The organism is Pseudomonas brassicacearum subsp. neoaurantiaca (genome assembly GCF_013608025.1).
Classification (GTDB): Bacteria; Pseudomonadota; Gammaproteobacteria; order Pseudomonadales; family Pseudomonadaceae; genus Aquipseudomonas.
In genome coordinates this window covers 226,261-251,295 of the sequence record NZ_VDLV01000008.1, presented here as the reverse complement: position 1 = coordinate 251,295, position 25,035 = coordinate 226,261, and the positions used below count along the sequence as shown (strand labels likewise).

Below are 25,035 nucleotides of genomic sequence, written 5' to 3'. Positions count from 1 at the left end.
GCCCAGCGGGGATAAATCCCCTCGCCACGAAAGCCAGGTCGGATCCAACACAAACACACCTATCCGGGCGTCATGCGCTTGCGCTAGTCTCACCCATCATTGCCGCCCTGCCGAGCTTTCCATGCCTGACCTGCTTGACCGTTACCCGCTGACGACGGGCACCTATCACGAATTGCTGGACGACAGCGGTGCGGTCCGCGCGCACTGGCGGCGGCTGTTCGACCAGTTGCAGCGCAGTACGCCGGCGCAACTGCTCCAGCGCCAGGCGTTGCTGGCCCGGCAGATCCAGGAAAACGGCGTCACCTACAACGTCTATGCGGACCCGAAGGGCGCTGATCGGCCCTGGGAACTGGATCTGCTGCCCCACGTCATCGATGCCCAGGAATGGAAGCTGCTGTCGGCCGGCATTGCCCAGCGCGCACGTCTGCTCAATGCGGTACTGGCCGACCTGTATGGGCCGCAGCGGTTGATCAGCGAAGGCTTGTTGCCGGCGGAGCTGGTGTTTGGCCACAACAATTTCCTCTGGCCGTGCCAAGGCATCACGCCGCCGGATGGCGACTTTCTTCACCTGTATGCCGTGGACCTGGCGCGTACGCCCGACGGTCGCTGGTGGGTTACTGCGGATCGGACCCAGGCGCCTTCCGGGGCCGGATATGCGTTGGAAAATCGCACAATCGTGTCACGAGCGTTTCCCGATCTTTATCGCGACCTCAAGGTGCAGCACTTGTCCGGTTTCTTCCGGACTTTGCAAGAGACGCTGGCACGACAGGCGCCCAGTGACGGCGAGCCGCCGCTGGTGGTGTTGCTGACGCCCGGGCGCTTCAACGAGAGCTATTTCGAGCATCTATACCTGGCGCGCCAGCTCGGTTACCCGTTGGTGGAGGGCGGTGACCTTACCGTTCGGGACGCCACGGTCTACCTGAAGACCCTCAGCGGATTGCGTCGGGTCCACGCGATCATGCGCCGCCTCGACGATGATTTCTGCGACCCGCTGGAGTTGCGCACCGATTCGGCCCTGGGCGTGCCCGGTTTGCTGGAAGCGGTGCGCCAGGGCCGGGTCTTGGTGGCCAATGCCCTGGGCAGCGGCGTGCTGGAATCGCCAGGGCTCTTGGGGTTCTTGCCGAAGATCAACCAGTATCTGTTCGGCGAAGAACTGATGCTGCCTTCCATTGCCACCTGGTGGTGCGGTGAACCGCCAGTGCTGGCCCAGGCCTTGGAGAAATTACCCCAGCTGTTGATCAAGCCGGCATTTCCCTCCCAGAGTTTCACGCCTGTGTTTGGTCGAGACCTGGACGAGGGCCAGCGCGCCCAACTGGCGGCACGCATGCAGGCGCGGCCTTATGCCTACGTCGCCCAAGAGCTGGCGCAGTTATCCCAGGCGCCGGTGTGGCAGGCCGAGGATGGCTTGATCCAGCCCCGGGCCATCGGCATGCGCGTGTACGCCGTGTCTGGGAAAAACGATTATCGCGTGCTGCGCGGGGGCCTGACCCGCGTGGCTGCCGAGGCCGATGCCGAGGTGGTGTCGATGCAGCGCGGCGGTGCCAGCAAGGACACGTGGGTGCTCGGCGAGCAAGCGCCCGGCGGTGAGCAATGGAAGGCCCAACGCACCGTCGGCGTTCACGACCTGGTGCGCCGCGATCCTTACCTGCCCTCGCGAGTCGTCGAAAACCTGTTCTGGTTCGGCCGCTATTGTGAACGGTGCGATGACAGTGCCCGCCTTCTGCGAATCATGCTGGCGCGGTATGTCGATGGTGATGACCCGCAAGCGCTGCAGTCGGCGGTCTCCCTCGGCGAAAGCCTGATGCTGTTGCCCGAGGAGGGCGAGCTGCCCGAACGCCTGATGGCGGCCATGCTCGGGGATGACTGGTCCTTCAGCCTGCGTTCCAACCTGCAGCGCTTGCAGTGGGCGGCTTCGCAGGTTCGCGGCAAGCTGTCGCGGGAAAACTGGCAGGCGCTCGTGGAGTTGCAACGCGAAGCCGTGGAGCTGGAAACCAGTGAGCCGGACTTCGGTGAGCTGCTGGATTTTCTCAACCGCTTGGTGATGTCCCTGGCGGCGTTATCCGGCTTCGCCCTGGACGACATGACCCGCGACGAGGGCTGGCGCTTCCTGATGATCGGTCGGCGCCTGGAGCGCCTGCAGTTTCTCAGCAGCAGCCTGGCGGCGTTCCTGCGAGGCGAGGCGGTTTTCGATCAGGCCGGGTTGGAATGGTTGCTGGAATTGGGTAACAGCAGCATCACCTACCGCTCGCGCTACCTGGCGGTGGCGCAGTTGATTCCAGTGCTCGACCTGTTGTTGCTGGACGAGCAGAACCCTCATGCGGTGCTCTTCCAATTGAAACTGGTGGCGCGCACCCTCAAGCGCCTGAACGATGATTTTGGCGCGCCCAGGGATACCGCGCTGCCGGAGTTGGTGACGCGCCTGTCGCGCTTCGACCTGCGCTGCCTGGAAAATCCGCTGTTCGGCGAAGCCAGCCTGCGCGCGGCGCTCGATGGCCTGGCCGATCTGTTGCAGGAGGTGGCCGATGTCAGTGGCCAGGTGTCCGATCGCTTGGCCTTGCGCCATTTTGCCCACGTCGATGACGTCAGCCAACGCACGGTGTCCGTCTGATGAACGCTCGTTACCAGATCCTCCACGACACCCATTATCACTACGACAGCCCGGTGTCCCTCGCGCAGCAACTGGCCCATCTGTGGCCGCGGGCCTGTGACTGGCAGCGTTGCACCGAACAGCAGTTGCTGATCAGTCCGGAGCCGACGACCCGTCGGGATGAGCAGGACGTATTCGGCAACCCGTTGACCCGCCTGGCCTTCGAACGGCCTCACGATGAGCTGCTGGTCAATGCCCGCCTGAGCGTCGAGGTGCTGGCGCGTCCTGAATTGGATTTCAACCTGTCGCCGGCCTGGGATTCGACCCGTGACGCGTTGACCTATAGCGGCCGACCGCTGACAGCGCGGCTGCTGGACGCGTGTCGCTACCGTTTCGAATCGCCCTACGTGCACCTCAAGCGCAGCTTCGTGGAGTTTTCGGAAAGCTGTTTCCCGGCGGGACGACCGCTGATGGTCGGTGTCCAGGCATTGATGGAGAAGATTTTCGAAGAGTTCACCTTCGACGCCGAGGCTACTCAGGTCGCGACGCCGTTGGTGGAGGTGCTGGAGCGGCGACGGGGCGTCTGCCAGGATTTTGCCCATCTGATGTTGGCCTGTGTGCGCTCCCGCGGATTGGCGGCGCGTTACGTCAGCGGCTATCTGCTGACCCAGCCACCGCCCGGCCAGGCCCGGCTGATAGGCGCCGATGCTTCACACGCCTGGGTGTCGGTGTTCTGCCCGGAGTTGGGTTGGGTGGACTTCGACCCGACCAACAACGTGCAGCCGGCGCTGGAACACATCACCCTGGCCTGGGGCCGGGATTTTTCCGATGTGTCACCGTTGCGCGGAGTGATCCTTGGCGGCGGTACCCATGATCCCGAAGTGCGGGTGACAGTGATGCCGTTGGAACAGTGATCTGATGTTCCAATGAACACCTGTGGCGAGGGAGCTTGCTCCCGCTCGGTTGCGCAGCGACCGTAAAATCTTTGGACCGCTTCGCGGCCCAGCGGGAGCAAGCTCCCTCGCCACAGGGGAACTGATTAACAATGAGACTTCTATATGTTCCCGGTTTCCATCAAAGGCGTGCTGCAATCCCCCGAAGGCCTGGTTGTGCTGATGCTCAACGAGCGGGACGAATGGGAGCTGCCCGGCGGGCGGATCGAATTGGGCGAAACGGCGCCGCAATGCCTGGCGCGGGAGATTGCCGAGGAACTGGCGGTCGAGGTCTGCGTGGGGGCGCCGCTGGATTCGTATCTATTCGAGGTGATCCCAGGCAAGCACATCTTCATCTCCACCTACCGCTGCCAATTGCAGGGCGGTTTCGTGCCGGTGATCAGTCATGAGCACAAGGAGATCGGGCTGTTCGAACCGGGGCGATTGCCGGCCAATTTGCCTGACGGCTATCGCTTGTCGATCGTGAAGGCGTTGGGGATATAGCGGGTTTGCAAGGACCGGCAGCGAGGCTGCCAGCCCTGGACACAAACCGTTGGACCGGATCGATCATCGGGTCCAAGTGGGGATATCAGACGTCGGGAGCCTGATCTTTCGGTGCATCGACATCAGCTTCCGCCGCCACGTCGCCTTCGGCATCCGGGTCTAGTGCTGCTTCTTCTGCGCTGGCTTTCTTGCGTTGGAGCTTTTCCTCTTTCTTCTGCTCCTTGGCCAAGTCTCTCTGACGTTTGGCGAAGGAATAATTGGGTTTGGCCATGGGCGATCCTCTGGGGTCGAAGGTGAGGTTGAGCGGCGCGTATTCTGCCCTGTATCGGGGCCGAGCCGTTAGCTGGGTTTTTGTTCGGCCCACTTCGGCGGGATCGATGGCTGCCATTCGTCCAGCGCATCGAGCAGGTTCTGCGGTGAATCGCTCACTTGCAGCATGTCACGATGCGGCGCGCGGACGAAACCTTCGCCGACGATATGATCCAGAAAACCGGTGAGCTTGCTGTAGAAACCGTTCACTTCCAGCAGCCCCAGCGGTTTGCCATGGTAGCCGAGCTGGCCCCAGGTCCAGACTTCGAACAGTTCTTCCAGCGTGCCGAGGCCGCCGGGCAGGGCGATGAAGGCATCGCTGAGTTCGGCCATGCGGGCCTTGCGCGCGTGCATGCCGTCCACCACTTCCAGGCGCGTCAGGCCACTGTGTCCGATTTCCTTGTCCTTCAGGCTTTGCGGGATAATGCCAATCACTTCGCCGCCCGCCGCGAGGGCCGCATCGGCGACGATGCCCATCAGGCCGACCGCGCCACCGCCGTAGACCAGGGTCAGCTTTCGTTCCGCCAGCGCGCGCCCCAAAGCCTGGGCCGCTTCGCGATAGGCTGGGTTCGCGCCGGTGCTGGCGCCGCAAAATACACAAACTGATGCGATGGACATGCTTTACTCCCTGATCGGTAACCGGTCCAGAGTAAAGCCTGCCCTTTGTTGCGCAAAGGAATTGTTGCGCAAAGAAATCAAACCTCGCGCCGAGGTTTTTCGTAGGTACCGCTGGCGCCGCAGGCGTAGGCGGCGAGCAAGCTGCACAACAGGCTGTTGAAGTTCATGACGGTTGCTCCAGTAGGTGATGGAGCCGATCTTAGGGGGTGACCCATACTTCTGGCTGGTTGATTCTGTCCATCAGGCTGATAGTCTTAAGTTGTATACAATCTTTGACACAGGTCATAGGAACTTGCTGGAAAATCAGGCAGTCTTCCCCTTTGACGGAATTTTGTTAACCATGCCTTGGAGATTCATGATGTTCGCCAAACTTGTAGCAGTTTCCCTGTTGACGCTGGCCAGCAGCCAACTGATGGCAGCGGAGTGCAAGACCACCATCGATTCGACCGACCAGATGTCCTTCAACACCAAGGCCATCGAAATCGACAAGAGCTGCAAGACCTTCACCGTTGAGCTGACTCACTCCGGCAGCTTGCCGAAGAACGTCATGGGCCATAACTGGGTGCTGAGCAAAGAGGCTGACATGCAGCCGATCGCCACCGATGGCCTGGGCGCCGGTATCGACAAGAACTACCTGAAGGAAGGCGATGCTCGCATCATTGCCCACACCAAGATCATCGGCGCCGGCGAGAAAGACTCGGTGACCTTCGACGTGTCGAAACTCAGCGCCTCCGAGAAGTACGGCTTCTTCTGCTCGTTCCCTGGCCACATCTCGATGATGAAAGGCACGGTGACCCTGAAGTAATCAATTTTCCGGAACAAAAAAAAGCGCCCCCGTGCAGGGCGCTTTTTTTATACCAGGCAAATATCTCTTGTGGGAGCGAGCTTGCTCGCGATAACGGCAGTACATTCAGCATCAATGCAAGCTGATCCACCGCCATCGCGAGCAAGCTCGCTCCCACAGGAGACTGTCCACCAATGGTGATTACGGCGCGTACGGCATCACTCGCTTGTGCTCGGTCTTGCGATAGGTGTCGCAAATGATCCTGGCGGCTTCTTCGCGAATCGGTTGGCCGTGCAGGAACGCGTCGATCTCGGCGTAGGTCACGCCGTGGGACGCTTCGTCCGGCTTGCCCGGCGACAGGTCTTCGAGGTCGGCGGTGGGGACTTTTTCCACCAATGATTCCGGCGCGCCAAAGTCACGGGCAATGGCCCGGACCTGGTTTTTCACCAGCCCGCTCAACGGCGCCAGGTCGCAGGCGCCGTCACCAAACTTGGTGAAGAAACCCATGACCGCTTCAGCCGCGTGGTCGGTGCCGATCACCAGGCCTTGCTCGGCACCGGCGATGGTGTATTGCGCCACCATGCGCATCCGCGCTTTGGTATTGCCCAGCACGAAATCCCGCGAAACCACCGCCTTGCCTTCGAACGCCGCGACTTGCTCGGCCAAGGCCTTGACCGCCGGGCCGATGTTGACCGTGTGGCGCTCATCCGGCTCGATGAAATCGACACAAGCCTGGGCTTCGTGTTCGTCGAACTGGGTTTCGTACGGCAGGCGCACGGCGATGAACTTGTACGCCGCGTTGCCGGTTTTTTCCCGCAGTTCACGCACGGCACGTTGGGCCAACAGGCCTGCGGTCAACGAATCGACGCCGCCGCTGATACCCAGCACCAGGCTCTTGAGCCCGGAATTGACGAGGCAATCCTGGATGAAGCCCACCCGGCGGGCGATTTCGGCCTTGAGGGCGGCGTCATCGGCGAACGGTGGCTGGACCTTGAGCTGTTCAGCTATCTCACGCTGTACGGCTTGCATGAATTCACTCCTTGCTTGATGTGCCAGAAAGGGCGGCAGGTACTTGGAAAACATGTCGCATATAGGCGACGAAATTCGGGTCCTTGCAGTGGGTCTTGCCGGGCTCGTCTGAAATCTTGGCCACGGGTTGCCCATCACAGCTGATCATTTTAAGCACGATGCTCATGGGTTCCACGCCTGGAATGTCGCAGGTCAGGTTGGTCCCGATACCAAAGCTCACATTTATGCGACCACGCAACGCCCGAAAAATCTCCAGGCATTTGGGCAATGTCAGGCTGTCGGAGAACACCAGGGTCTTGCTCATCGGGTCGATGCCCAACTGGTGATAGTGGGCGATGGCTTTTTCGGCCCAGATCACCGGGTCGCCCGAATCATGGCGCAAGCCGTCGAACAGCTTGGCGAAGAACAGATCGAAGTCCTTGAGAAAGGCGTCCATGGTGATGCAATCGGTCAGTGCGATGCCCAGCAGGCCTCGGTATTCACGGACCCAGCAGTCGAGCGCGGCGATCTGGCTGTCGATCAGCCGAGGGCCCAGTTGCTGGTGGGCCATGATCCACTCGTGGGCCATGGTGCCCAAGGGTTTCATGTCCAGCTCCCGGGACAGATGCACGTTGCTGGTGCCGACGAAGCGTCCGGGGAAGTCGTGCTTGAGCACGTTCACCACTTCTTCCTGGGTCCGGTAGGAAAAGCGACGACGGGTGCCGAAGTCGGCCACTTGCAGTTCGGATAATTCCTCTACGCTGGCGTTGGCGCTCAGCCAGTCGAACTTGCGATAAAGCTGTTCCCGCGCCTGTTCCAGGACAATTTCACGGTAGCGATAGCGGTTGCGCACCTCGCTGACAATGGCCAGCAATGGCACTTCGAACAGAATCACATGCAGCCACGGCCCGCGCAGGCGGATAAACAACTCGCCGTTCTCGATGCCGGTGTGCACGTAGCGCAGGTTGAAACGAAACAGGCCCAGGAAACGCAGGAAATCCGGTTTCAGGAAGCTGATGCGTTCCAGGAAGCTCAACTGATCGGCGCTCAGGCTCAGTTCGGCCAGGCGCTCGATCTGGAAGCGGATCTCCGCCAGATACGGGCGCAGGTCCTCGCTGTTACGGCAACGAAACTCCCATTCCACTTCGACGTTAGGGTAGTTATGCAGCACCGCCTGCATCATCGTCAGTTTGTAGAAGTCGGTGTCGAGCAGGTTCTGCACGATGCGATCGGCAAACACGCTCTCGCTCATAACGGCAATCTCCAGACAGGTAGCTGCGGCGGCAGCGGCGTACGGCAGTTCATGGTGAAAGGGCTAGTGGCGCATAACCCTCATAGGTATTGCCAGTGTTTTTTGCCTCACAGGCCTTTGTGGCGAGGGGATTTATCCCCGCTGGACGCGTAGCGTCCCATCTTTCTCTGGGACTGCTGCGCAGTCCAGCGGGGATAAATCCCCTCGCCACAAGGCCGCATCGCAGCGGCTAGGCGGCTGTGCTGGCACCGTCAATCTGCTCAAGCATCCATTCCACGAACATCCGCACCTTGGGCACCTCCGCCGAACGTTCCGGGTACGCCAGGTAATAGGCGTTGGTGCTGGGCATTGCATGTTGCCAGGGAATGACCAGCTTGCCGTCGGACAGTTCTTCTTCCACAAGGAACCTGGGCAGCAGCGCAACGCCGCAGCCGACCTGTGCGGCGCGGATGCACATGTAAAAAGTTTCGAAGCGCGGCCCGTGATAGCTGTGTTCAGTGTGGTAGCCCTGATCATCGAACCAGTCGTGCCAGGCCTGGGGGCGCGAGGCGTTTTGCAGCAGGACCAGATCGGCCAGTTGCGTCGGGTCGGTGAAAGGCTGGTCCGGCAGGCTGCCCGGTGCGCAGACGGGTACCAGTTCTTCGCCGAACAGCTTCAAGGATTCAGTTCCGGGCCGTGAGGCCTGGCCGAAATAGAACGCCAGGTCGCTGCGTCCCTGCTGCAAGTCATCGGCTTCCTGCTCGCTGCAGAGATCCAAGTGAATGCTCGGATGGCGCAGGCGCCAGCCCTTGAGGCGAGGGACCAGCCAGCGGGCACCAAACGTCGGCGGCGTGGAGACTCGTAGTACTTCGGTGTCGCCTCCGTAGGATCGCAAGTAATGGGTCGACATCTCGACTTGGGTGAGGATTTTTCGTACTTCTCCCAAGTACAAATCGCCAGCGGGTGTCAGTTGCAGGCGTCGGCGCACGCGACGAAACAGCAGGTGCTGCAGCAGCTCTTCCAGTTGTGCGACCTGTTTGCTGACGGCGCTCTGGGTCAAGTTCAGCTCTTCGGCGGCGCGGGTGAAGCTCAGGTGACGGGTCACCGCCTCGAAGCACTGCAACGCCGTGATCGACGGCAAATAACGTTTATTGAGCATGACGGGGCCTTGGTTCTGGTCGCTCTGCTTGTCCTGTAATCAGGTCAGCATGAATAAACGGAATGATATCTCGCTTAAAGGTCGTTTGTTGGCAAGTCTCGGGCCAGCTACAACTACAGGTCTGATCAGCCGTGTTCGTCCGGCTGCCAACCCATTGTCTTTCGCTTGAGGAATTTACCCATGGTTGCTGCATTGCTTGATCGTCTGGGCGTCGACCCGGCCCTGTACCAGAACGGCACACAGCCTGTGCATTCGCCCATCGATGGCAGTCGCATCGGTGCGGTGAACTGGGAAGGCGCTGCCGAAGTCGAGCAGCAGGTCAGTCGGGCCGAGCATGCGTTCGACCTGTGGCGCAAGGTGCCGGCTCCCCGCCGTGGCGAGCTGGTGCGCCAATTTGGCGACCTGCTGCGTGAATACAAGGCCGACCTCGGCGAGCTGGTGTCGTGGGAAGCCGGCAAGATCACCCAGGAAGGCCTGGGCGAAGTGCAGGAGATGATCGACATCTGCGATTTCGCCGTCGGCCTGTCCCGCCAGTTGTACGGCCTGACCATCGCGTCCGAACGCCCTGGCCATCACATGCGTGAAACCTGGCACCCGCTGGGCGTGGTCGGTGTGATCAGCGCCTTCAACTTTCCTGTCGCGGTCTGGGCCTGGAACACCACGCTGGCCCTGGTCTGCGGCAACTCGGTGATCTGGAAACCGTCGGAGAAGACGCCGCTGACCGCCCTGGCGTGCCAGGCATTGTTCGAGCGCGTGCTGAACAACTTCAGCGATGCGCCGCCGTACCTGAGCCAAGTGATCATCGGCGGCCGCGATGCCGGCGAAGCCTTGGTGGATGACCCGCGCGTAGCGTTGATCAGCGCCACCGGCAGCACCCGCATGGGGCGCGAAGTGGCGCCGAAAGTCGCGGCGCGTTTCGCCCGCAGCATCCTCGAACTGGGCGGCAACAACGCCATGATCCTGGCCCCGAGCGCTGACCTGGACATGGCCGTGCGCGCCATCCTGTTCAGCGCCGTCGGCACCGCAGGCCAGCGTTGCACCACCCTGCGCCGGTTGATCGCCCATGAATCAGTGAAGGAAGAAATCGTCACCCGCCTCAAGGCCGCCTATTCGAAAGTGCGCATCGGCCACCCGCTGGAAGGCAACCTGGTCGGGCCGCTGATCGACAAGCAAAGCTTCGAGAACATGCAGGACGCGCTGGAGCAGGCCCTGAGCGAAGGCGGGCGGGTATTTGGCGGCAAGCGCCAGCTCGAAGACCAGTTCCCGAATGCCTATTACGTCTCGCCCGCCATCGTCGAGATGCCGGAGCAGAGCGACGTGGTGCGCCATGAAACCTTCGCGCCGATCCTTTATGTGGTCGGCTACAAGGACTTCGCCGAAGCGCTGCACCTGAACAACTCCGTGCCCCAAGGCCTGTCGTCGTGCATCTTCACCACCGACGTGCGTGAAGCCGAGCAGTTCATGTCGGCGGTGGGCAGCGACTGCGGCATCGCCAACGTCAACATCGGCCCGAGCGGCGCGGAAATCGGTGGCGCCTTCGGTGGCGAAAAGGAAACCGGCGGCGGTCGCGAGTCCGGCTCCGATGCATGGCGTGGCTACATGCGCCGCCAGACCAACACCGTGAACTACTCGCTGGAGTTGCCGTTGGCGCAAGGGATTACCTTCGACTGATATCGAGTCGACAATAAGTCCCCTGTGGGAGCGAGCCTGCTCGCGAAAGCGTCGGATCAGCCAAGGTGGAAGTTGGCAGACAAACCGCTTCGCGAGCAGGCTCGCTCCCACATTGAATTGTGTGTTTGTTGGGTTTCCGTTGGAGTCTGGCAATGCCGTTACGTGAAGAATGTCTGTGGGAAACACTGACGCCACAAAGGCCTGAAAACACTGCGCTCACCGGCGAGGTCACGGTAGACGTCTGCATCATCGGCGCAGGCTTTACCGGGCTGTCGGCGGCGGTGCATTTGCTGGAGCAGGGCAAGCGTGTCGCGGTGGTGGAAGCGCATCGGGCCGGGCACGGTGGGTCGGGGCGCAATGTCGGGCTGGTGAACGCCGGCCTGTGGATCCCGCCGGATGACATTGAAGCCGGGTTCGGCGAGGCGGTGGGCAGCCAGCTCAACCGTATGCTGGGCGCCGCGCCGGCGTTGGTTTTCAGCCTTGTAGACAAATACAACATCGATTGCCAGTTGCGCCGCGAAGGCACCTTGCACATGGCCCATAACGCCCGGGGCGAGGCGGACTTGCGCAGCCGCGAGGAACAGTGGAAACGCCGTGGCGCCCCGGTTGAGTTGCTCACGGGCCAAGCCTGTGCCGATGCCACCGGCACCGACAAGATCGCCGCGGCGCTGCTCGACCGGCGGGCCGGCACGCTCAATCCGATGGCCTACGCCAGTGGATTGGCCAAGGCCGCCAAGGACCTTGGAGCCCAGATGTTCGACCATTCGCCCGTCACGCGCCTGGAACGCCAGGGTCAACGCTGGTCGGTGCAGACCGCCCAGGGTTCGGTGCTGGCCGAGCAAGTCGTGATCGCCTCCAATGCCTACACAGAGGGCGACTGGACCGAACTGCGGCGTAATTTCTTCCCCGGCTATTACTATCAGGTCGCCTCGGTCCCGCTGGACGACGAGGCTGCCCGCCGTATCCTGCCGGGCGGGCAGGGTTCCTGGGATACCCGCCAGGTGCTGAGCAGCATCCGCCGGGACAAGGACGGCCGTTTGCTGCTGGGCAGCCTGGGCAACGGCAATCGCAAGCCCACCTGGTTCCTCAAGGCCTGGGCCGATCGGGTGCAGCAGCATTACTTCCCCTATCTCAAGTCGGTGGAGTGGGAATGCACCTGGACCGGTTGCATTGCCTTCACGCCCGACCACCTGATGCGTCTGTTCGAGCCGGCGCCCGGCCTGGTGGCGGTCACCGGTTACAACGGTCGCGGCGTGACCACCGGCACCGTGGTCGGCAAGGCATTTGCCGACTACCTGTGCCATGGCGATGCCAAGGCTTTGCCGATTCCCTTCGCGCCCATGCAGCCTTTGGCCGGGGTTGGCTTGCGCAGTTGCCTGTATGAAGCCGGTTTTTCGCTGTATCACGCAGGCCAGTGCTTGCGGATCGTCATCTGATTGTTGAAAAGTGTTACGGTCTGCGGCGTTTTCCCGCCCAGCGTCTAGCCTGTTATGGTGCGGGTTGTAGCAGCGCTGCACCGACAGTGTGCAGTTCGGTGACGCAGGTTGTTACACAGTGGTTGCACGCCGTTTCACGCGGCGGTTGCAATGATGGCTCATGGAGGGTTTCACCTACCTGTAAATAAGGTTGCACCTCGTGCGGTTTAGACGGTTGCACGCCCTGTGAAAAAGGGCCCGAAACAGTCGAAATAACAATAAAGCAGCGACTTTTTTCAGAATAAAAAACCGATGGCACGGCCCTTGCTCTGAGCTTTTCAGTGAAGTGAAGTCGCAGTGCCAACTAAAAAAAACCTTGGAGCACCACCTCATGTCCCAGACGTTTTACAAGAAAGGTTTCCTGGCCCTCGCAGTGGCAACTGCGCTGGGTGTTTCTGCGTTTGCTCAAGCTGATGTGAAATTCGGTGTGGCGGGACCGATGACCGGTGCCAACGCTGCGTTTGGCGAGCAGTACATGAAAGGTGCGCAGGCAGCGGCCGATGTCATCAACAAAGCGGGTGGCGTCAACGGCGAAAAGATCGTGCTGGTTCCCGGTGACGATGCCTGCGAACCCAAGCAGGCCGTGGCCGTGGCCAACCGCCTGGTTGACCAGGACAAGGTAATCGGCGTGGTCGGGCACTTCTGTTCGTCCAACACCATCCCGGCCTCCGAGGTCTATGACGAAGCCGGCATCATCGCCATGACCCCCGGTTCGACCAACCCGGCCGTGACCGAGCGTGGCCTGAGCGCGATGTTCCGCATGTGCGGTCGTGACGACCAGCAAGGCATCGTGGCTGGCGACTACATCGTCGACGTGCTCAAGGGCAAGAAAGTCGTCGTGCTGCACGACAAGGACACCTACGGCCAAGGCCTGGCGGACGCTACCAAGGCGCAACTGGCCAAGCGTGGCGTGACCCCGGTGTTGTACGAAGGCCTGACCCGTGGCGAAAAAGACTTCAGCGCCGTGGTTACCAAGATCCGTTCGGCCGGTGCCGACGTGGTCTACTTCGGCGGCCTGCATCCGGAAGCCGGCCCGCTGGTTCGCCAGTTGCGCGAGCAAGGCCTCAAGGACGTGAAGTTCATGTCCGATGACGGCATCGTCACCGACGAACTGGTCACCACCGCTGGCGGCGCGCAATACGTCGATGGCGTGTACATGACCTTCGGCGCCGACCCACGCCTGCTGCCGGACAGCAAGGCCGTAGTGGACGCTTTCCGTGCCCAGGGCGTCGAGCCTGAAGGCTACACCCTGTACGCCTACGCGTCGGTCCAGGCCCTGGCCGCCGGCTTCAACGGCGCCAAGTCCAACAAGGGCGAAGAAGCTGCCAAGTGGCTGAAAGCCAACCCTGTGAAAACCGTCATGGGCGAAAAAACCTGGGATTCCAAGGGCGACCTGAAAGTCTCCGACTACGTGGTCTACCAGTGGGACAAGGACGGCAAATACCACCAGTTGGAAAAACAGAAGTAAGGGCTGAAACGATCGTCCAGGCCCCTTTGGAGTCCGGGATAATTCCCGGTTTCCAAGGGGCGCTTGCCAATCGCGCCTGACATTGCTCCGACGTAAATCTGTATTTTCCTTAGAAGAACCGCACGCCCTCGGGGGTGCAGGTTCTCACTGCGTGAGATTGCGTTATGGATGGTATTTTCCTGCAGCAACTGATCAATGGCCTGACCCTCGGGTCGGTCTATGGTCTGATCGCCATCGGCTACACAATGGTCTATGGCATCATCGGCATGATCAACTTCGCCCACGGCGAGGTTTACATGATTTCCGCTTACCTCGCGGCAATCAGTCTGGCTCTGCTGGCTTACTTCGGTATCGAATCCTTTCCGCTGATGATCCTTGGCACCCTCGTGTTCACGGTCGTGGTCACCGGGGTCTACGGTTGGGTCATCGAACGCGTCGCCTACAAACCCCTGCGCAACTCCACCCGGCTGGCACCGCTGATCAGCGCCATCGGCATCTCGCTGATCCTGCAGAACTACGCGCAGATCAGCCAGGGCGCCCGCCAACAGGGTGTGCCGACACTGCTTGAAGGCGCCATGCGCGTCGATATCGGTACTGGCTTCGTACAGCTCACCTACACCAAGATTTTCATCCTGGTCGCTGCATTCGCCGGGATGGCCTTGCTGACCTACATCATCAAGTACACCAAGCTCGGCCGCATGTGCCGCGCCACCCAGCAAGACCGCAAGATGGCCTCGATCCTGGGGATCAACACCGACCGGGTGATTTCCTATGTGTTCATCATCGGCGCGGCCATGGCGGCCCTCGCTGGTGTGCTGATCACCATGAACTACGGCACGTTCGACTTCTATGCCGGTTTCATCATCGGCATAAAGGCGTTCACCGCGGCGGTACTCGGCGGCATCGGCTCCCTGCCTGGGGCCATGCTCGGCGGGATCATCCTCGGGATCTCCGAGTCGCTGTTCTCCGGTCTGATCAACTCCGACTACAAAGACGTGTTCAGTTTCTCGCTGCTGGTGCTGATTCTGATTTTCCGTCCCCAAGGCCTGTTGGGTCGCCCACTCGTGGCGAAGGTATAAGTATGTCTGCTGCCAATAAACCGCTTGATATCAAAAAAAGCGTCATCGATGCGATCCTGGCCGGCCTGATCTCGCTGATCGTGTTCGGGCCGATCGTCGGCGTGGTGCTCGACGGCTACAGTTTCAACCTGCAACCGGCCCGCGTGGGCTGGCTGGTGGCGATCGTGATGGTCGGGCGCTTTGCCCTGAGCCTGTTCCTGCAAACCCCCAAGGGACTGAAGATTCTCCAGGGGTTCGAGAGCACTGGTTCCGGCGTGCATGTGCTGCCACCGGACTACAAATCGCGCCTGCGCTGGATCATCCCGGCGTTGATCGTGATCGCCATCGTGTTTCCGTTCTTCGCCAACAAATACGTGCTCACCGTGGTCATCCTCGGGCTGATCTACGTGCTGTTGGGCCTGGGCCTGAACATCGTGGTCGGCCTGGCCGGGCTGCTCGACCTGGGTTACGTGGCGTTCTACGCCATCGGCGCCTATGGCTTGGCGCTGGGCTACCAATACCTGGGCCTGGGTTTCTGGACCGTATTGCCACTGGCGGCCATCGCGGCGGCGATGGCGGGGTGCATATTGGGCTTCCCGGTGTTGCGAATGCACGGTGATTACCTGGCCATCGTGACCCTGGGTTTCGGCGAGATCATCCGGTTGGTGCTGAACAATTGGCTGTCGTTCACCGGCGGGCCGAATGGCATGCCCGTGCCTTCACCTACATTCCTGGGCCTGGAGTTCGGCAGGCGAGCGAAGGATGGCGGCGTGCCGTTCCATGAGTTCTTCGGCATCGACTACAACCCCAATATCAAATTCCTGTTCATCTACATCGTGCTGTTCATCACCGTGCTGCTGGTGCTCTATATCAAGCATCGCCTGACCCGCATGCCGGTCGGTCGCGCCTGGGAAGCCTTGCGCGAAGATGAAATCGCCTGCCGCTCCATGGGCCTGAACCACGTACTGGTCAAGCTCTCGGCATTCACCCTCGGTGCTTCCACCGCCGGCCTGGCAGGTGTGTTCTTCGCCAGCTACCAGGGCTTCGTCAATCCATCGTCGTTCACCTTCTTCGAGTCAGCGCTGATCCTGGCGATCGTGGTGCTGGGCGGCATGGGCTCGACGGTTGGCGTGGTCATCGCCGCATTCGTGCTGACCGTGGCGCCGGAGCTGCTGCGTAGCTTCTCCGAGTACCGGGTGCTGCTGTTCGGCGTGTTGATGGTGTTGATGATGATCTGGCGCCCACGCGGCCTGATCCGTATCAGCCGTACCGGTGTGACGCCGCGCAAGGGGGTAGCGCCATGAGCGAAGTCGTACTCAAAGTCGAAAACCTGATGATGCAGTTCGGTGGCATCAAGGCTCTCAGTGACGTCAGCCTCCAGGTCAAGCGCAACTCGATCTTTGCCCTGATCGGCCCCAACGGCGCGGGCAAGACCACGGTGTTCAACTGCCTGACCGGTTTCTACAAAGCCTCGGGTGGCAAAATCGAGCTCAATGTCCGTGGTGAACAGACCAACGTGATCAAGCTGTTGGGCGAAGCATTCCGCCCGACCGACTTCGTCTCGCCGAAGTCCTTCGCCAGCCGCCTGTACTACAAGATGTTCGGCGGCACCCACCTGGTAAACCGCGCCGGTTTGGCGCGTACCTTCCAGAACATTCGCCTGTTCAAGGAAATGTCGGTGCTGGAAAACCTGCTGGTGGCCCAGCACATGTGGGTCAACCGCAGCCTGGTGGCGGGCATCCTCAATACCAAGGGCTACCGCAAGGCTGAAAGTGACGCCCTCGACCACGCCTTCTACTGGCTGGAAGTGGTGGACCTGGTGGATTGCGCCAACCGCCTGGCAGGGGAGCTTTCCTACGGCCAGCAACGGCGCCTGGAAATCGCCCGGGCCATGTGCACGCGTCCGCAGATCATCTGCCTCGACGAACCGGCCGCCGGCCTCAATCCTCAGGAAACCGAAGCGCTGAGCGCGATGATCCGGCTGCTGCGCGACGAGCATGATCTGACCGTGGTGCTGATCGAACACGACATGGGCATGGTAATGAGCATTTCCGACCACATCGTGGTGCTGGACCACGGCAACGTGATCGCCGAGGGCGGTCCCGAGGCGATTCGCAACGATCCGAAAGTGATCGCGGCTTACCTGGGTGCCGATGAAGAGGAATTGGTATGAGTGGACCTATCCTCGAGCTCAAGGAATTGGACGTGTTCTACGGGCCGATCCAGGCCCTGAAGAAAGTCTCGATGCACATTGGCGAAGGCGAGACCGTAAGCCTGATCGGCTCCAACGGGGCCGGCAAGTCCACGCTGTTGATGTCGATCTTCGGCCAGCCCCGGGCGGCGAGCGGGCAGATCATCTACCAGGGCGTGGACATCACGCATAAATCGTCCCACTACATTGCTTCCAACGGCATCGCGCAATCGCCGGAAGGGCGGCGGGTATTCCCGGACATGACCGTCGAGGAAAACCTGCTGATGGGTACCATCCCCATCGGTGACAAATACGCCAACGAAGACATGCAGCGCATGTTCGAGTTGTTCCCGCGCCTCAAGGAGCGACGCAACCAGCGGGCCATGACCATGTCCGGCGGCGAGCAGCAAATGCTCGCCATTGCCCGGGCTTTGATGAGTCGGCCCAAATTGTTGCTGCTCGATGAGCCAAGCCTGGGGTTGGCGCCGATCGTGGTGAAGCAGATCTTCGCCACCCTGCGTGAGCTGGCCTCCACCGGGATGACCATTTTCCTGGTGGAGCAGAACGCCAACCACGCGCTCAAGCTGTCGGATCGGGCCTATGTGATGGTCAACGGCGAAATCCGCCTGACCGGCACCGGCAAGGAACTGTTGGCCAACGAAGAGGTGCGCAACGCGTATCTGGGCGGGCATTGAGGCGGCTGTTGCAATGAAGAAAACCGGCGAGTGATCGCCGGTTTTTTTATATCTCCAATATCACCGCAATTCCCTGTGGGAGCGAGCTTGCTCGCGATAGCGTCGGTTCAGTAAACCAATTTCGGCTGACAGACCGCTATCGCGAGCAAGCTCGCTCCCACAAGGGTTCTGTGTGTTTTTTGGAATTGTGGACAACAATCTCGAGCCCCTGCGAAACCGCGACATAAAGTCGCCGCAAACAGTTGTTTTGTCACGGTTTTGACTTGTCCCCGTTTGCTGTGGAGCTGGCTGTGAATAACGTGGGAGTAGCTGGCTGGAGCCCTTTGAATACGTGGCTTTCAAGGCTGTGATCGTTTTTTGATCAGGTGTTTTTGGTCGAGCGGGAGTGGCTGTTGTCAACCGTTTTATGGGCAGGGGAATGGGCTGGAAAGCCTATGGGCAGGCCTGTGGATAAGTCTGTGATTAAACTCTGGAAAGACCGCGCTGAAGGCCGTCGTTACTGGCTTGGAGCCATCTAGCATGGAGCGCAGGCTTATAGCAGATAACTACAGCTGCACAACCTTACTTGCGAGGTCAAGCGAAAAAACTTTCAAAAGCCGCCGCAAAGCCTTATGCACAGCGGCTTCCAGCATTTGCAGTTGCCCCCGATTACTGTGGACGTGCCTGTGGATAACGTGCGGGCAATCCGCTGCGGCCCTTGTTGGGCAAGGCCTGGGTCTGGTTGATTGTTTTTTGTACAGCAAGGCGCTAAAGCGGTTGATCAAGCCTTGCCCCTGGCGGGCCAGGCCGGGCATGCTGTGGGCCGATTTCCATTCAATGGCTGTTTGAAGCCCAAGCAAGGAGAACACGATGTCTGACACCCTGTTTATCACTGGCGCGACGTCCGGTTTTGGTGAGGCCTGTGCCCGTCGTTTTGCCGAGGCAGGCTGGAAGCTGGTGCTGACCGGCCGTCGTGAAGAGCGCCTCAATGCCCTCTGTGCCGAGCTGTCGAAGCAGACCGAAGTCCATGGCCTGGTATTGGATGTGCGTGATCGCAAGGCCATGGAGGAGGCCATCGCCAACCTGCCGCCATCCTTCGCCAAGCTGCGCGGGCTGATCAACAACGCGGGCCTGGCCTTGGGCGTCGACCCGGCGCCCAAGTGCGACCTCGACGATTGGGACACCATGGTCGATACCAACGTCAAAGGCCTGATCTACAGCACGCGCCTGTTGCTGCCGCGCCTGATCGCCCATGGCCGTGGGGCGGGGATCGTCAACTTGGGCTCCATTGCCGGCAACTACCCGTATCCGGGCAGCCACGTCTACGGCGCGAGCAAGGCGTTCGTCAAACAGTTCTCCCTCAACCTGCGTTGCGACTTGCAAGGCACGGGCGTGCGGGTGAGCAACATCGAGCCGGGCCTGTGCGAGAGCGAGTTTTCCCTGGTGCGCTTTGGCGGCGACCAGGAACGCTACAACGCGACGTACGCGGGCGCGGAGCCGATTCAGCCACAGGACATCGCCGATACGATTTTCTGGGTGCTCAACACGCCGGCGCACATCAACATCAACAGCTTGGAGCTGATGCCGGTGAGCCAGACATGGGCCGGGTTTGCCATTGAGCGCAACAAGGCCTGACGGGTGTTCTAGAAACGAGCTTTTGTGGCGAGGGAGCTTGCCCCCGCTCGGCTGCGAAGCAGTCGTAGGCTTTTTGGGGCCGCTGCGCGACCCAGCGGGAGCAAGCTCCCTCGCCACGGAACGTGTTACGCCAGATAGTCGGCCAGGCCGCGATAGCAGGTCAACAGGTGATACGGCGTGGTGGACGGCATGTCCCTGCGACTGACATTGCCATTGGCGTCGAGGCATTCATTCCAGCCACGGGGATGCAGGAACTGCTGCTGCAATGCTTGCAGCTGTCGCAGCAAGGCGCTGTCGCTTCCAGAACGCAACGTCAATGCCCGCAGGTATTCCGCCTGGGCCCAGATGCGTTGGGTGGCGTCGCGTGGGGTTGTTTGTGGCTCCAGGCTCAGCATCGCGCACACTGCGCCGCCATCCGGATCGACGCCGTGTTCTTCGGTAAGGCTGAAGCTGAGCTCCAGCGCCGCGTGAAGTTTGCCGCCCTGTAACAAGGGCGATGATGCCAGCAGGAAATACCATTCGAACTGGTGGCCCGGCTCGAACCAGTTATCCACAGCCTTGAGCGGTTTTTCCATCATGACCTTCTGCCCAGGGTCCACGAACTGCCTGGACATGGCATCACACAGGCTCAGCAAGGCTTGGCGGACATGGCTGTCGTCGCGCACCGAAAGGACTGCAAGGAAGGCTTCTGCCAAGTGCATCAGCGGATTTTGCAGCGGGCCGGATTGGCAGGTCGACCAGTCTCGTCCGAGGCTGGCCTCGTACAAGCCGTCGCCGGTGGCGAAACGTCGGGTGACCACTTCCAGCGCGGCATTCAACGTTGATTCCACCAACGGCTCGCGAACCTTGCCCCAGTAGTGGGCGCAGGCGAACAGGATGAACGCGTGGGTGTAGAGGTCTTTGCCGGTGTCCAGCGGAGCACCTTGCGGGTCGATGCTGTAGAACCAGCCGCCATGCTCGGCATCGTGGAAATGCCGCTGCAGCGAGCGGAACAGCGCGCTTGCCCGTTCTTCGGCTTGGGGCACTTCGCCAATCAGACTGGCGAACACATACAACTGTCGTGCACAGGCCATGGCGCGGTAGCGCTGGGGCGGCAGCGGTGTGTGTTCCGCATCCAGGGATTCATAGGGCAACGCCAACTCTGCATTCCAGCCCGGGCCTTGCCACATCGGCACGATCACGTCGTGAAAATGCTGGCGCACCGTGGTGAACAAAGTGGTCAGTTCAGGCAAAGAGGCGGAGCGGGAAGCATCGGGCATTGGCGGACGTCGTCACAGCGGGGGCGAATGCGCGACATGGTAGCAGAGTGGCCGACTCCAGAGAGATGGCGCCTGTAAGTCCGTCATCGCGAGCAAGCTCGCTCCCACAGGGTTCGGTGTACACCAATCATAGTGTGGGGCAGGCTGTGGCTCCCGCAGGTGTACACCAATCAAAATGTGGGAGCGAGCTTGCTCGCGATGAGGCCCACGTGGACGCTAGATAATCAGCTCGCCAACAACCAAACCCCAGTCGCAGCCGAAGCCGCCCCGGCCAACCGCACCAATGGCGCCGCCGCGCGTGGCAGAAGCCGCACCAGCGCAAAGCCTGCGCCATGCAGCGTTGCTGTCGCTGCGACAAACCCGATGGCGTAGGTCCAAGGGCTCGACATGTCCGGCAATTCCAAGCCATGGGCCACGCCGTGGAACAGCGCAAACAGCGCCGTCGCACCGACCGCCAGGCCCAGCGGCGGACGTACTGCCAGTGCCACCGCCAGGCCGAGGGCGAGCACGGAGGCGGCAATTCCGCTTTCCAGCGCTGGCAGGTCCAGGCCCTCGAAGCCCAGCAGGCCGCCGAGCAGCATTGTGCCGACGAAGGTGCACGGCAGCGCCCAGCGCGCGGCGCCTTGTTGTTGTGCGGCCCACAAGCCGACTGCAAGCATCGCCAGCAAATGGTCAAGGCCGCCGATAGGGTGGCCGAGGCCGGCGATCAGGCCGTTGTCGCCATGACCGGGATGGGCAAAGGCCAGGGCCGGGGTGAGCAGTAGCGCGAGGGCGCCGAAGAGGCGTTTGAGTGTCATGAATGAGCTTCCTTGTTATCCGTTAGAAAAAATTCAGGCTGCGGTCAGCAGGCCCTGGCGTTCGATGAAGGCAATGATGTCGTCCAGGCCCTGGCCGGTCTTCTGGTTGCTGAACACGAACGGCTTGCCGTTGCGCATCCGCCGGGTGTCGCTGTCCATCATGTCCAGGGACGCCCCCACCAGCGGTGCCAGGTCGATCTTGTTGATCACCAGCAGGTCGGACTTGCAGATCCCGGGCCCGCCCTTGCGCGGCAGCTTGTCGCCGGCCGAGACGTCGATCACATAGATCGTCAAGTCGGAAAGCTCGGGGCTGAAGGTGGCCGACAGGTTGTCGCCACCGGACTCGACCAGGATCAGGTCCAGGCCGGGGAAGCGCCGGTTCAACTGGTCCACCGCTTCCAGGTTGATCGAGGCGTCTTCGCGAATCGCCGTGTGCGGGCAGCCGCCGGTTTCAACGCCAATGATCCGCTCCGGCGCCAAGGCTTCGTTGCGCACCAGGAAGTCGGCGTCTTCGCGGGTGTAGATGTCGTTGGTCACCACCGCCAGGTTGTAGCGTTCGCGCAGGGCTAGGCACAAGGCCAGGGTCAATGCGGTCTTGCCGGAACCCACCGGGCCGCCAATACCTACGCGCAAGGGTTGTGTATTCATGTGTGTCTCCTAGGAACGGAACAGACGGCTGTACTGGCGCTCATGGGCCATGCACGCCAGGGACAGGCCAAACGCGGCGCTGCCGTAATGGTCGGGGTCGATGGTCGAGGCGCTGTGCTGGGCTTGTTGCAGCAGCGGCAGCAGTTCGCTGGTCAGACGCTGGGCGGCTTGCTGGCCCAAGGGCAGGGTTTTCATCAGCACCGCCAGTTGGTTTTCCAGCCAGCTCCACAACCAGGCGGCGAGGGCATCTTCTGGCGTGATACTCCAGGCGCGCGCCGCAAGGGCCCAGCACAGGGCCAGGTGTGGCTCGCTGCGCTGTTCGAGAAAATCGCGTGCCGCACGGTCGAGTTCCGGCAGGCCCGCCAACAGTTGCTGCAACGAGTAGCCCATCTGCCGGCTTTCCTGGTACAGCTCGCGGGTTTCCCGGCTGGCACGGTGCTGTTCACACAGTCGTAACAGCGCGTCCCAATCGTTCGCCGCGGCTGCGGTGCAATGGGCCAGGAGCAAGGGCGCTTCAAACCGCGCGAGGTTCAGCAGCATCTGGTCGCTGATCCAGCGGCGTGCGTCGTCGGGCGTCTTGATCAGGCCGTTATCCACCGCCATTTCCAGCCCTTGGGAATAGCTGTAGCCGCCAATCGGCAGTTGTGGACTGGCCAGACGCAGCAGCGCCCAGGCCGGGTTCATGTGCGCACGCCAAACTGATGCAGGCGTGGCGCGTAGTTGAAGTCCTCGTCGCCGTGCCGGGAATGATGGTGACCGCCGCCATAGGCGCCGTGTTCCGGCTGGAACGGAGCCTCGATGGATTCGACGATGGCGCCCAGTTGTTCGAGCATCGCCTTGAGCACGTAGTCGTCCAACAGGCGCAGCCAGCCATCGCCCACTTGCAGGGCGACATGGCGGTTGCCCAAGTGGTAGGCCGCTCGGGTCAGTTCGAATGCGTTGGCGCAGGTGACATGCAGCAATTGCTCGGGGCGGGCGCAGACCCGCACGATGCGCCCATCCTCGGCTTGCAGGTATTCGCCGTCATGCAACGGCGGTTGGCCTCGCTCGAGAAACAGCCCGACGTCTTCTCCTTCGGCACTGAAACAGCGCAGGCGGCTTTTGCTGCGGGCATCGAAGGTCAGGTGCAACTCGGCGTCCCAGCCCGGTTGAATATCGATTCTGCGGTGAATCACCAGCATCGGAGTGCTTCCAGCCATGAACAATGCTGTGTTTAGAGCAAGGGCCTTGCCAATCGAAGGGGAGGTAGGAAATGGCTGGCGTGGCGTTGCCGGATGAGGTCTTGGGCGTGCCATGTTGGTGCGTGTCGCGGCGGGATGCACCGTTTTGCGGCTGGCGCGGCATTGTGGGAGCGAGCCTGCTCGCGAAAGCAGCGGCTCAGTCGACATTCATGTATCTGATACACCGCCTTCGCGAGCAGGCTCGCTCCTACAAAAGGGCGTTTCGCGGTTACTCAGTACTACCCAATCCGCGCCAATGCTTGAGGCCTATGAAGATGAATCGCAGTTGCTGGGTAATCTTCGCTTGGGGCGTGAGGTGTTCGGGAAGGGCTGCGGCGGGTGGGTCGATGATGTCCGGCAGGGTGGCGAAAACGCTTTTTACGATGAGATCGGCCATTACGTTCAGCCCGGCAAGGTCCAGGTGCTGCAGTTTCGGCATCAGTGCCAGGTCGGCGGCCAGGTCCGAACTGATGTCCTCGCGCAGCCTTGCGATGGCTTGGCGCACCGGCAGCGAACCACCGTATTGCTCGCGGGCCAGGAACAGAAACTGCGACCGGTTGGCGTGGACCACGTCGAGGAAAATCCGCACCGAGGCATCAATGATGCCGCCCATGACAAATTCGTTGTGGCGCACCAGTCGGATGGTTTCGCGGAAGGTCTGGCCGACTTCGCTGACGAGCGCCAGGCCCAGTTGGTCCATGTCGTCGAAATGCCGATAGAAACCGGTGGGGACGATGCCGGCGGTCTTGGCGACTTCGCGCAGGCTCAGGCTGCCGAATCCCCTGCCGCACTCCATCAAATGACGGGCTGCATCCATCAGGGCGTTTCGGGTTTGTTGTTTCTGTTCGGCGCGAGGCAGCATTGCAGGACTGACTTCCGAGTCATGGGAGCGATGCACTCTAGCAAATAGGCTTTGGCGTCGTCGAACGGTAGGGCAGGTAGAGGCGGGAAACGAGGTGCTTTGAAAATCAAAAGCCCGATTCGAGGAATCGGGCTTTTTTCTGGGCCACCATGGGCTCAGCTCACTGCACTGTTACGTTCGATTACACGGTCACCACCGCCCTCGGCAAGGGTCTGGCCTTGTGGAGTGCGATCAGAGCCGTCAGCTGCCAGGGTCTCGCCCAGTGGAGTGCGGTCGGAGCCGTCAGCTGCCAGGGTCTCACCCAGTGGAGTGCGATCGGAACCGTCGGCGGCGAGGGTTTCGCCCAGTGGAGTGCGATCGGAACCGTCGGCGGCGAGGGTTTCGCCCAGTGGGGTGCGATCGGAACCGTCAGCGGCGAGGGTTTGGCCTTGTGGGGTGCGATCAGCACCGTCAGCCGCCAGGGTTTGACCTTGTGGGGTGCGGTCTGAACCACCTTCGACCAGGCCTTTTTCTTCCAGGCGATCACGGCCACCTTCGGCTACGGTCTGGCTATAGACAGAATGGCTGTCCTTGATCTGTGGCGTGGCTTGTTCGGAAGCTGGCAGGGCAAAAGCGGTCGAGGCAAGCAGTGAAAGAGACAGGCTCATCAGTAATTGGCGTTTCATGATCGTTGCTCCTTGGGAGGGCTGAAAAGTGGGTACGAGGGCAATGCTACTCTCGATAAGTCGATATAAAAGTTCATAAACACAATGGTAATAATCAACGGAATTGATTGTTCTGGGGAAAGGCTCTAGGACGCGGCTTTCAGAGGAGCATTTTCGCCCCGGAGTGGGTAGTTTGTACTCACTTGTGCCCTGCAAATGTGCGGGCGCGGTAACAGGTAGCTGTCGAATCGGTCAGGTTCTTGCGCATTTTTTAGTGCCGTTCGTCGTCCTTGATGGTAAA

General features: G+C 61.1%; 24 protein-coding genes. 12 read left to right on the top strand and 12 right to left on the bottom strand.

The window, feature by feature from the left end:
* Nucleotides 1-121: 121 nt before the first annotated feature.
* The 3 genes from FHK92_RS06595 (at nt 122) to FHK92_RS06585 (ending at nt 4,023) form a co-directional block, all read left to right on the top strand.
* Nucleotides 122-2,608: a circularly permuted type 2 ATP-grasp protein gene (locus tag FHK92_RS06595; RefSeq protein ID WP_181287379.1), complete on the top strand. Its 2,487-nt coding sequence runs from the start codon at nt 122-124 to the stop codon at nt 2,606-2,608.
* Entirely contained in the window at nt 2,608-3,501 is an 894-nt protein-coding gene (locus FHK92_RS06590; RefSeq protein WP_181287378.1) for a transglutaminase family protein, read from the top strand. Before FHK92_RS06595 ends, FHK92_RS06590 begins: the two co-directional genes overlap by 1 nt.
* A gap of 144 nt (nt 3,502-3,645) precedes the next feature.
* Nucleotides 3,646-4,023, top strand: coding sequence for an NUDIX hydrolase (locus FHK92_RS06585; RefSeq protein ID WP_181287377.1), 378 nt, complete (start codon nt 3,646-3,648; stop codon nt 4,021-4,023).
* 85 nt (nt 4,024-4,108) lie between these two features.
* Here FHK92_RS06585 and FHK92_RS06580 read toward each other — a convergent pair whose 3' ends face one another.
* Nucleotides 4,109-4,294 carry a hypothetical protein gene (locus FHK92_RS06580; RefSeq protein ID WP_181287376.1) on the bottom strand — a complete coding sequence of 62 codons (186 nt, stop codon included), beginning with the start codon at nt 4,292-4,294 and terminating at the stop codon, nt 4,109-4,111.
* A gap of 68 nt (nt 4,295-4,362) precedes the next feature.
* Nucleotides 4,363-4,950, bottom strand: a complete 588-nt coding sequence (locus FHK92_RS06575) for an LOG family protein (protein WP_181287375.1) — start codon at nt 4,948-4,950, stop codon at nt 4,363-4,365.
* A 358-nt stretch (nt 4,951-5,308) separates the two neighbouring features.
* Between FHK92_RS06575 and azu the strand changes: the two genes are divergently transcribed.
* Nucleotides 5,309-5,755 carry an azurin gene (gene azu, locus FHK92_RS06570; RefSeq protein WP_181287374.1) on the top strand — a complete coding sequence of 149 codons (447 nt, stop codon included), beginning with the start codon at nt 5,309-5,311 and terminating at the stop codon, nt 5,753-5,755.
* A 180-nt stretch (nt 5,756-5,935) separates the two neighbouring features.
* On the opposite strand, the gene nadE is transcribed toward azu, so the two are convergent.
* From nadE to FHK92_RS06555, 3 genes are all read right to left on the bottom strand, one after another.
* On the bottom strand, nt 5,936-6,763 hold the full coding sequence (nadE, locus tag FHK92_RS06565; protein ID WP_181287373.1) for an ammonia-dependent NAD(+) synthetase: 828 nt from the start codon (nt 6,761-6,763) through the stop codon (nt 5,936-5,938).
* 4 nt (nt 6,764-6,767) lie between these two features.
* Nucleotides 6,768-7,994 (bottom strand): nicotinate phosphoribosyltransferase, encoded by a 1,227-nt coding sequence (pncB, locus tag FHK92_RS06560; RefSeq protein ID WP_181287372.1) that lies wholly within the window; start codon nt 7,992-7,994, stop codon nt 6,768-6,770.
* A 229-nt stretch (nt 7,995-8,223) separates the two neighbouring features.
* Nucleotides 8,224-9,132, bottom strand: a complete 909-nt coding sequence (locus FHK92_RS06555; protein ID WP_181287371.1) for a LysR family transcriptional regulator — start codon at nt 9,130-9,132, stop codon at nt 8,224-8,226.
* 180 nt (nt 9,133-9,312) lie between these two features.
* On the opposite strand from FHK92_RS06555, the gene amaB reads away from it, so the two are divergent.
* The 8 genes from amaB to FHK92_RS06515 all read left to right on the top strand — a co-directional run bounded on the left by amaB (nt 9,313) and on the right by FHK92_RS06515 (nt 19,304).
* Nucleotides 9,313-10,803 carry an L-piperidine-6-carboxylate dehydrogenase gene (gene amaB / locus FHK92_RS06550; protein WP_181287370.1) on the top strand — a complete coding sequence of 497 codons (1,491 nt, stop codon included), beginning with the start codon at nt 9,313-9,315 and terminating at the stop codon, nt 10,801-10,803.
* Between the two features lie 152 nt (nt 10,804-10,955).
* Entirely contained in the window at nt 10,956-12,239 is a 1,284-nt protein-coding gene (amaA, locus tag FHK92_RS06545; protein ID WP_181287369.1) for an L-pipecolate oxidase, read from the top strand.
* Nucleotides 12,240-12,609: 370 nt separating this feature from the next.
* Complete coding sequence (locus tag FHK92_RS06540) at nt 12,610-13,746, top strand: ABC transporter substrate-binding protein (protein WP_181287368.1); 1,137 nt, start codon at nt 12,610-12,612, stop codon at nt 13,744-13,746.
* A 164-nt stretch (nt 13,747-13,910) separates the two neighbouring features.
* The gene (locus tag FHK92_RS06535) at nt 13,911-14,825 is read left to right on the top strand and encodes an ABC transporter permease subunit (protein WP_181287367.1); all 915 of its coding nucleotides are present in this window, start codon (nt 13,911-13,913) and stop codon (nt 14,823-14,825) included.
* A 2-nt stretch (nt 14,826-14,827) separates the two neighbouring features.
* Complete coding sequence (livM, locus tag FHK92_RS06530; RefSeq protein ID WP_181287366.1) at nt 14,828-16,108, top strand: high-affinity branched-chain amino acid ABC transporter permease LivM; 1,281 nt, start codon at nt 14,828-14,830, stop codon at nt 16,106-16,108.
* Nucleotides 16,105-16,977: an ABC transporter ATP-binding protein gene (locus tag FHK92_RS06525; RefSeq protein WP_057448281.1), complete on the top strand. Its 873-nt coding sequence runs from the start codon at nt 16,105-16,107 to the stop codon at nt 16,975-16,977. Before livM ends, FHK92_RS06525 begins: the two co-directional genes overlap by 4 nt.
* Entirely contained in the window at nt 16,974-17,690 is a 717-nt protein-coding gene (locus FHK92_RS06520) for an ABC transporter ATP-binding protein (RefSeq protein WP_181287365.1), read from the top strand. Before FHK92_RS06525 ends, FHK92_RS06520 begins: the two co-directional genes overlap by 4 nt.
* A gap of 849 nt (nt 17,691-18,539) precedes the next feature.
* On the top strand, nt 18,540-19,304 hold the full coding sequence (locus FHK92_RS06515; protein WP_072412002.1) for an SDR family oxidoreductase: 765 nt from the start codon (nt 18,540-18,542) through the stop codon (nt 19,302-19,304).
* Between the two features lie 125 nt (nt 19,305-19,429).
* Here FHK92_RS06515 and FHK92_RS06510 read toward each other — a convergent pair whose 3' ends face one another.
* The 7 genes from FHK92_RS06510 to FHK92_RS06480 form a co-directional block, all read right to left on the bottom strand.
* Nucleotides 19,430-20,563, bottom strand: coding sequence for an AGE family epimerase/isomerase (locus FHK92_RS06510; RefSeq protein ID WP_181287364.1), 1,134 nt, complete (start codon nt 20,561-20,563; stop codon nt 19,430-19,432).
* A gap of 224 nt (nt 20,564-20,787) precedes the next feature.
* Nucleotides 20,788-21,360, bottom strand: coding sequence for a HupE/UreJ family protein (locus tag FHK92_RS06505; RefSeq protein WP_181287362.1), 573 nt, complete (start codon nt 21,358-21,360; stop codon nt 20,788-20,790).
* 33 nt (nt 21,361-21,393) lie between these two features.
* Nucleotides 21,394-22,008 (bottom strand): urease accessory protein UreG, encoded by a 615-nt coding sequence (gene ureG / locus FHK92_RS06500; RefSeq protein ID WP_181287361.1) that lies wholly within the window; start codon nt 22,006-22,008, stop codon nt 21,394-21,396.
* A 9-nt stretch (nt 22,009-22,017) separates the two neighbouring features.
* Nucleotides 22,018-22,692 carry an urease accessory protein UreF gene (locus FHK92_RS06495; protein WP_181287359.1) on the bottom strand — a complete coding sequence of 225 codons (675 nt, stop codon included), beginning with the start codon at nt 22,690-22,692 and terminating at the stop codon, nt 22,018-22,020.
* Entirely contained in the window at nt 22,689-23,189 is a 501-nt protein-coding gene (gene ureE, locus FHK92_RS06490; protein ID WP_181287357.1) for an urease accessory protein UreE, read from the bottom strand. Before ureE ends, FHK92_RS06495 begins: the two co-directional genes overlap by 4 nt.
* A gap of 268 nt (nt 23,190-23,457) precedes the next feature.
* Entirely contained in the window at nt 23,458-24,090 is a 633-nt protein-coding gene (locus tag FHK92_RS06485; RefSeq protein ID WP_181287356.1) for a TetR family transcriptional regulator, read from the bottom strand.
* Nucleotides 24,091-24,245: 155 nt separating this feature from the next.
* Nucleotides 24,246-24,755 carry a hypothetical protein gene (locus tag FHK92_RS06480; RefSeq protein WP_181287354.1) on the bottom strand — a complete coding sequence of 170 codons (510 nt, stop codon included), beginning with the start codon at nt 24,753-24,755 and terminating at the stop codon, nt 24,246-24,248.
* Between the last annotated feature and the right edge of the window lie 280 nt (nt 24,756-25,035).

Bases quoted from the DNA above. Each gene is read 5' to 3' on its own strand.
- FHK92_RS06595 (WP_181287379.1), top strand. From the start codon at position 122: ATGCCTGACCTGCTTGACCGTTACCCGCTGACGACGGGCACCTATCAC.
- FHK92_RS06590 (WP_181287378.1), top strand. From the start codon at position 2,608: ATGAACGCTCGTTACCAGATCCTCCACGACACCCATTATCACTACGAC.
- FHK92_RS06585 (WP_181287377.1), top strand. From the start codon at position 3,646: ATGTTCCCGGTTTCCATCAAAGGCGTGCTGCAATCCCCCGAAGGCCTG.
- FHK92_RS06580 (WP_181287376.1), bottom strand. From the start codon at position 4,294: ATGGCCAAACCCAATTATTCCTTCGCCAAACGTCAGAGAGACTTGGCC.
- FHK92_RS06575 (WP_181287375.1), bottom strand. From the start codon at position 4,950: ATGTCCATCGCATCAGTTTGTGTATTTTGCGGCGCCAGCACCGGCGCG.
- azu (WP_181287374.1), top strand. From the start codon at position 5,309: ATGTTCGCCAAACTTGTAGCAGTTTCCCTGTTGACGCTGGCCAGCAGC.
- nadE (WP_181287373.1), bottom strand. From the start codon at position 6,763: ATGCAAGCCGTACAGCGTGAGATAGCTGAACAGCTCAAGGTCCAGCCA.
- pncB (WP_181287372.1), bottom strand. From the start codon at position 7,994: ATGAGCGAGAGCGTGTTTGCCGATCGCATCGTGCAGAACCTGCTCGAC.
- FHK92_RS06555 (WP_181287371.1), bottom strand. From the start codon at position 9,132: ATGCTCAATAAACGTTATTTGCCGTCGATCACGGCGTTGCAGTGCTTC.
- amaB (WP_181287370.1), top strand. From the start codon at position 9,313: ATGGTTGCTGCATTGCTTGATCGTCTGGGCGTCGACCCGGCCCTGTAC.
- amaA (WP_181287369.1), top strand. From the start codon at position 10,956: ATGCCGTTACGTGAAGAATGTCTGTGGGAAACACTGACGCCACAAAGG.
- FHK92_RS06540 (WP_181287368.1), top strand. From the start codon at position 12,610: ATGTCCCAGACGTTTTACAAGAAAGGTTTCCTGGCCCTCGCAGTGGCA.
- FHK92_RS06535 (WP_181287367.1), top strand. From the start codon at position 13,911: ATGGATGGTATTTTCCTGCAGCAACTGATCAATGGCCTGACCCTCGGG.
- livM (WP_181287366.1), top strand. From the start codon at position 14,828: ATGTCTGCTGCCAATAAACCGCTTGATATCAAAAAAAGCGTCATCGAT.
- FHK92_RS06525 (WP_057448281.1), top strand. From the start codon at position 16,105: ATGAGCGAAGTCGTACTCAAAGTCGAAAACCTGATGATGCAGTTCGGT.
- FHK92_RS06520 (WP_181287365.1), top strand. From the start codon at position 16,974: ATGAGTGGACCTATCCTCGAGCTCAAGGAATTGGACGTGTTCTACGGG.
- FHK92_RS06515 (WP_072412002.1), top strand. From the start codon at position 18,540: ATGTCTGACACCCTGTTTATCACTGGCGCGACGTCCGGTTTTGGTGAG.
- FHK92_RS06510 (WP_181287364.1), bottom strand. From the start codon at position 20,563: ATGCCCGATGCTTCCCGCTCCGCCTCTTTGCCTGAACTGACCACTTTG.
- FHK92_RS06505 (WP_181287362.1), bottom strand. From the start codon at position 21,360: ATGACACTCAAACGCCTCTTCGGCGCCCTCGCGCTACTGCTCACCCCG.
- ureG (WP_181287361.1), bottom strand. From the start codon at position 22,008: ATGAATACACAACCCTTGCGCGTAGGTATTGGCGGCCCGGTGGGTTCC.
- FHK92_RS06495 (WP_181287359.1), bottom strand. From the start codon at position 22,692: ATGAACCCGGCCTGGGCGCTGCTGCGTCTGGCCAGTCCACAACTGCCG.
- ureE (WP_181287357.1), bottom strand. From the start codon at position 23,189: ATGCTGGTGATTCACCGCAGAATCGATATTCAACCGGGCTGGGACGCC.
- FHK92_RS06485 (WP_181287356.1), bottom strand. From the start codon at position 24,090: ATGCTGCCTCGCGCCGAACAGAAACAACAAACCCGAAACGCCCTGATG.
- FHK92_RS06480 (WP_181287354.1), bottom strand. From the start codon at position 24,755: ATGAAACGCCAATTACTGATGAGCCTGTCTCTTTCACTGCTTGCCTCG.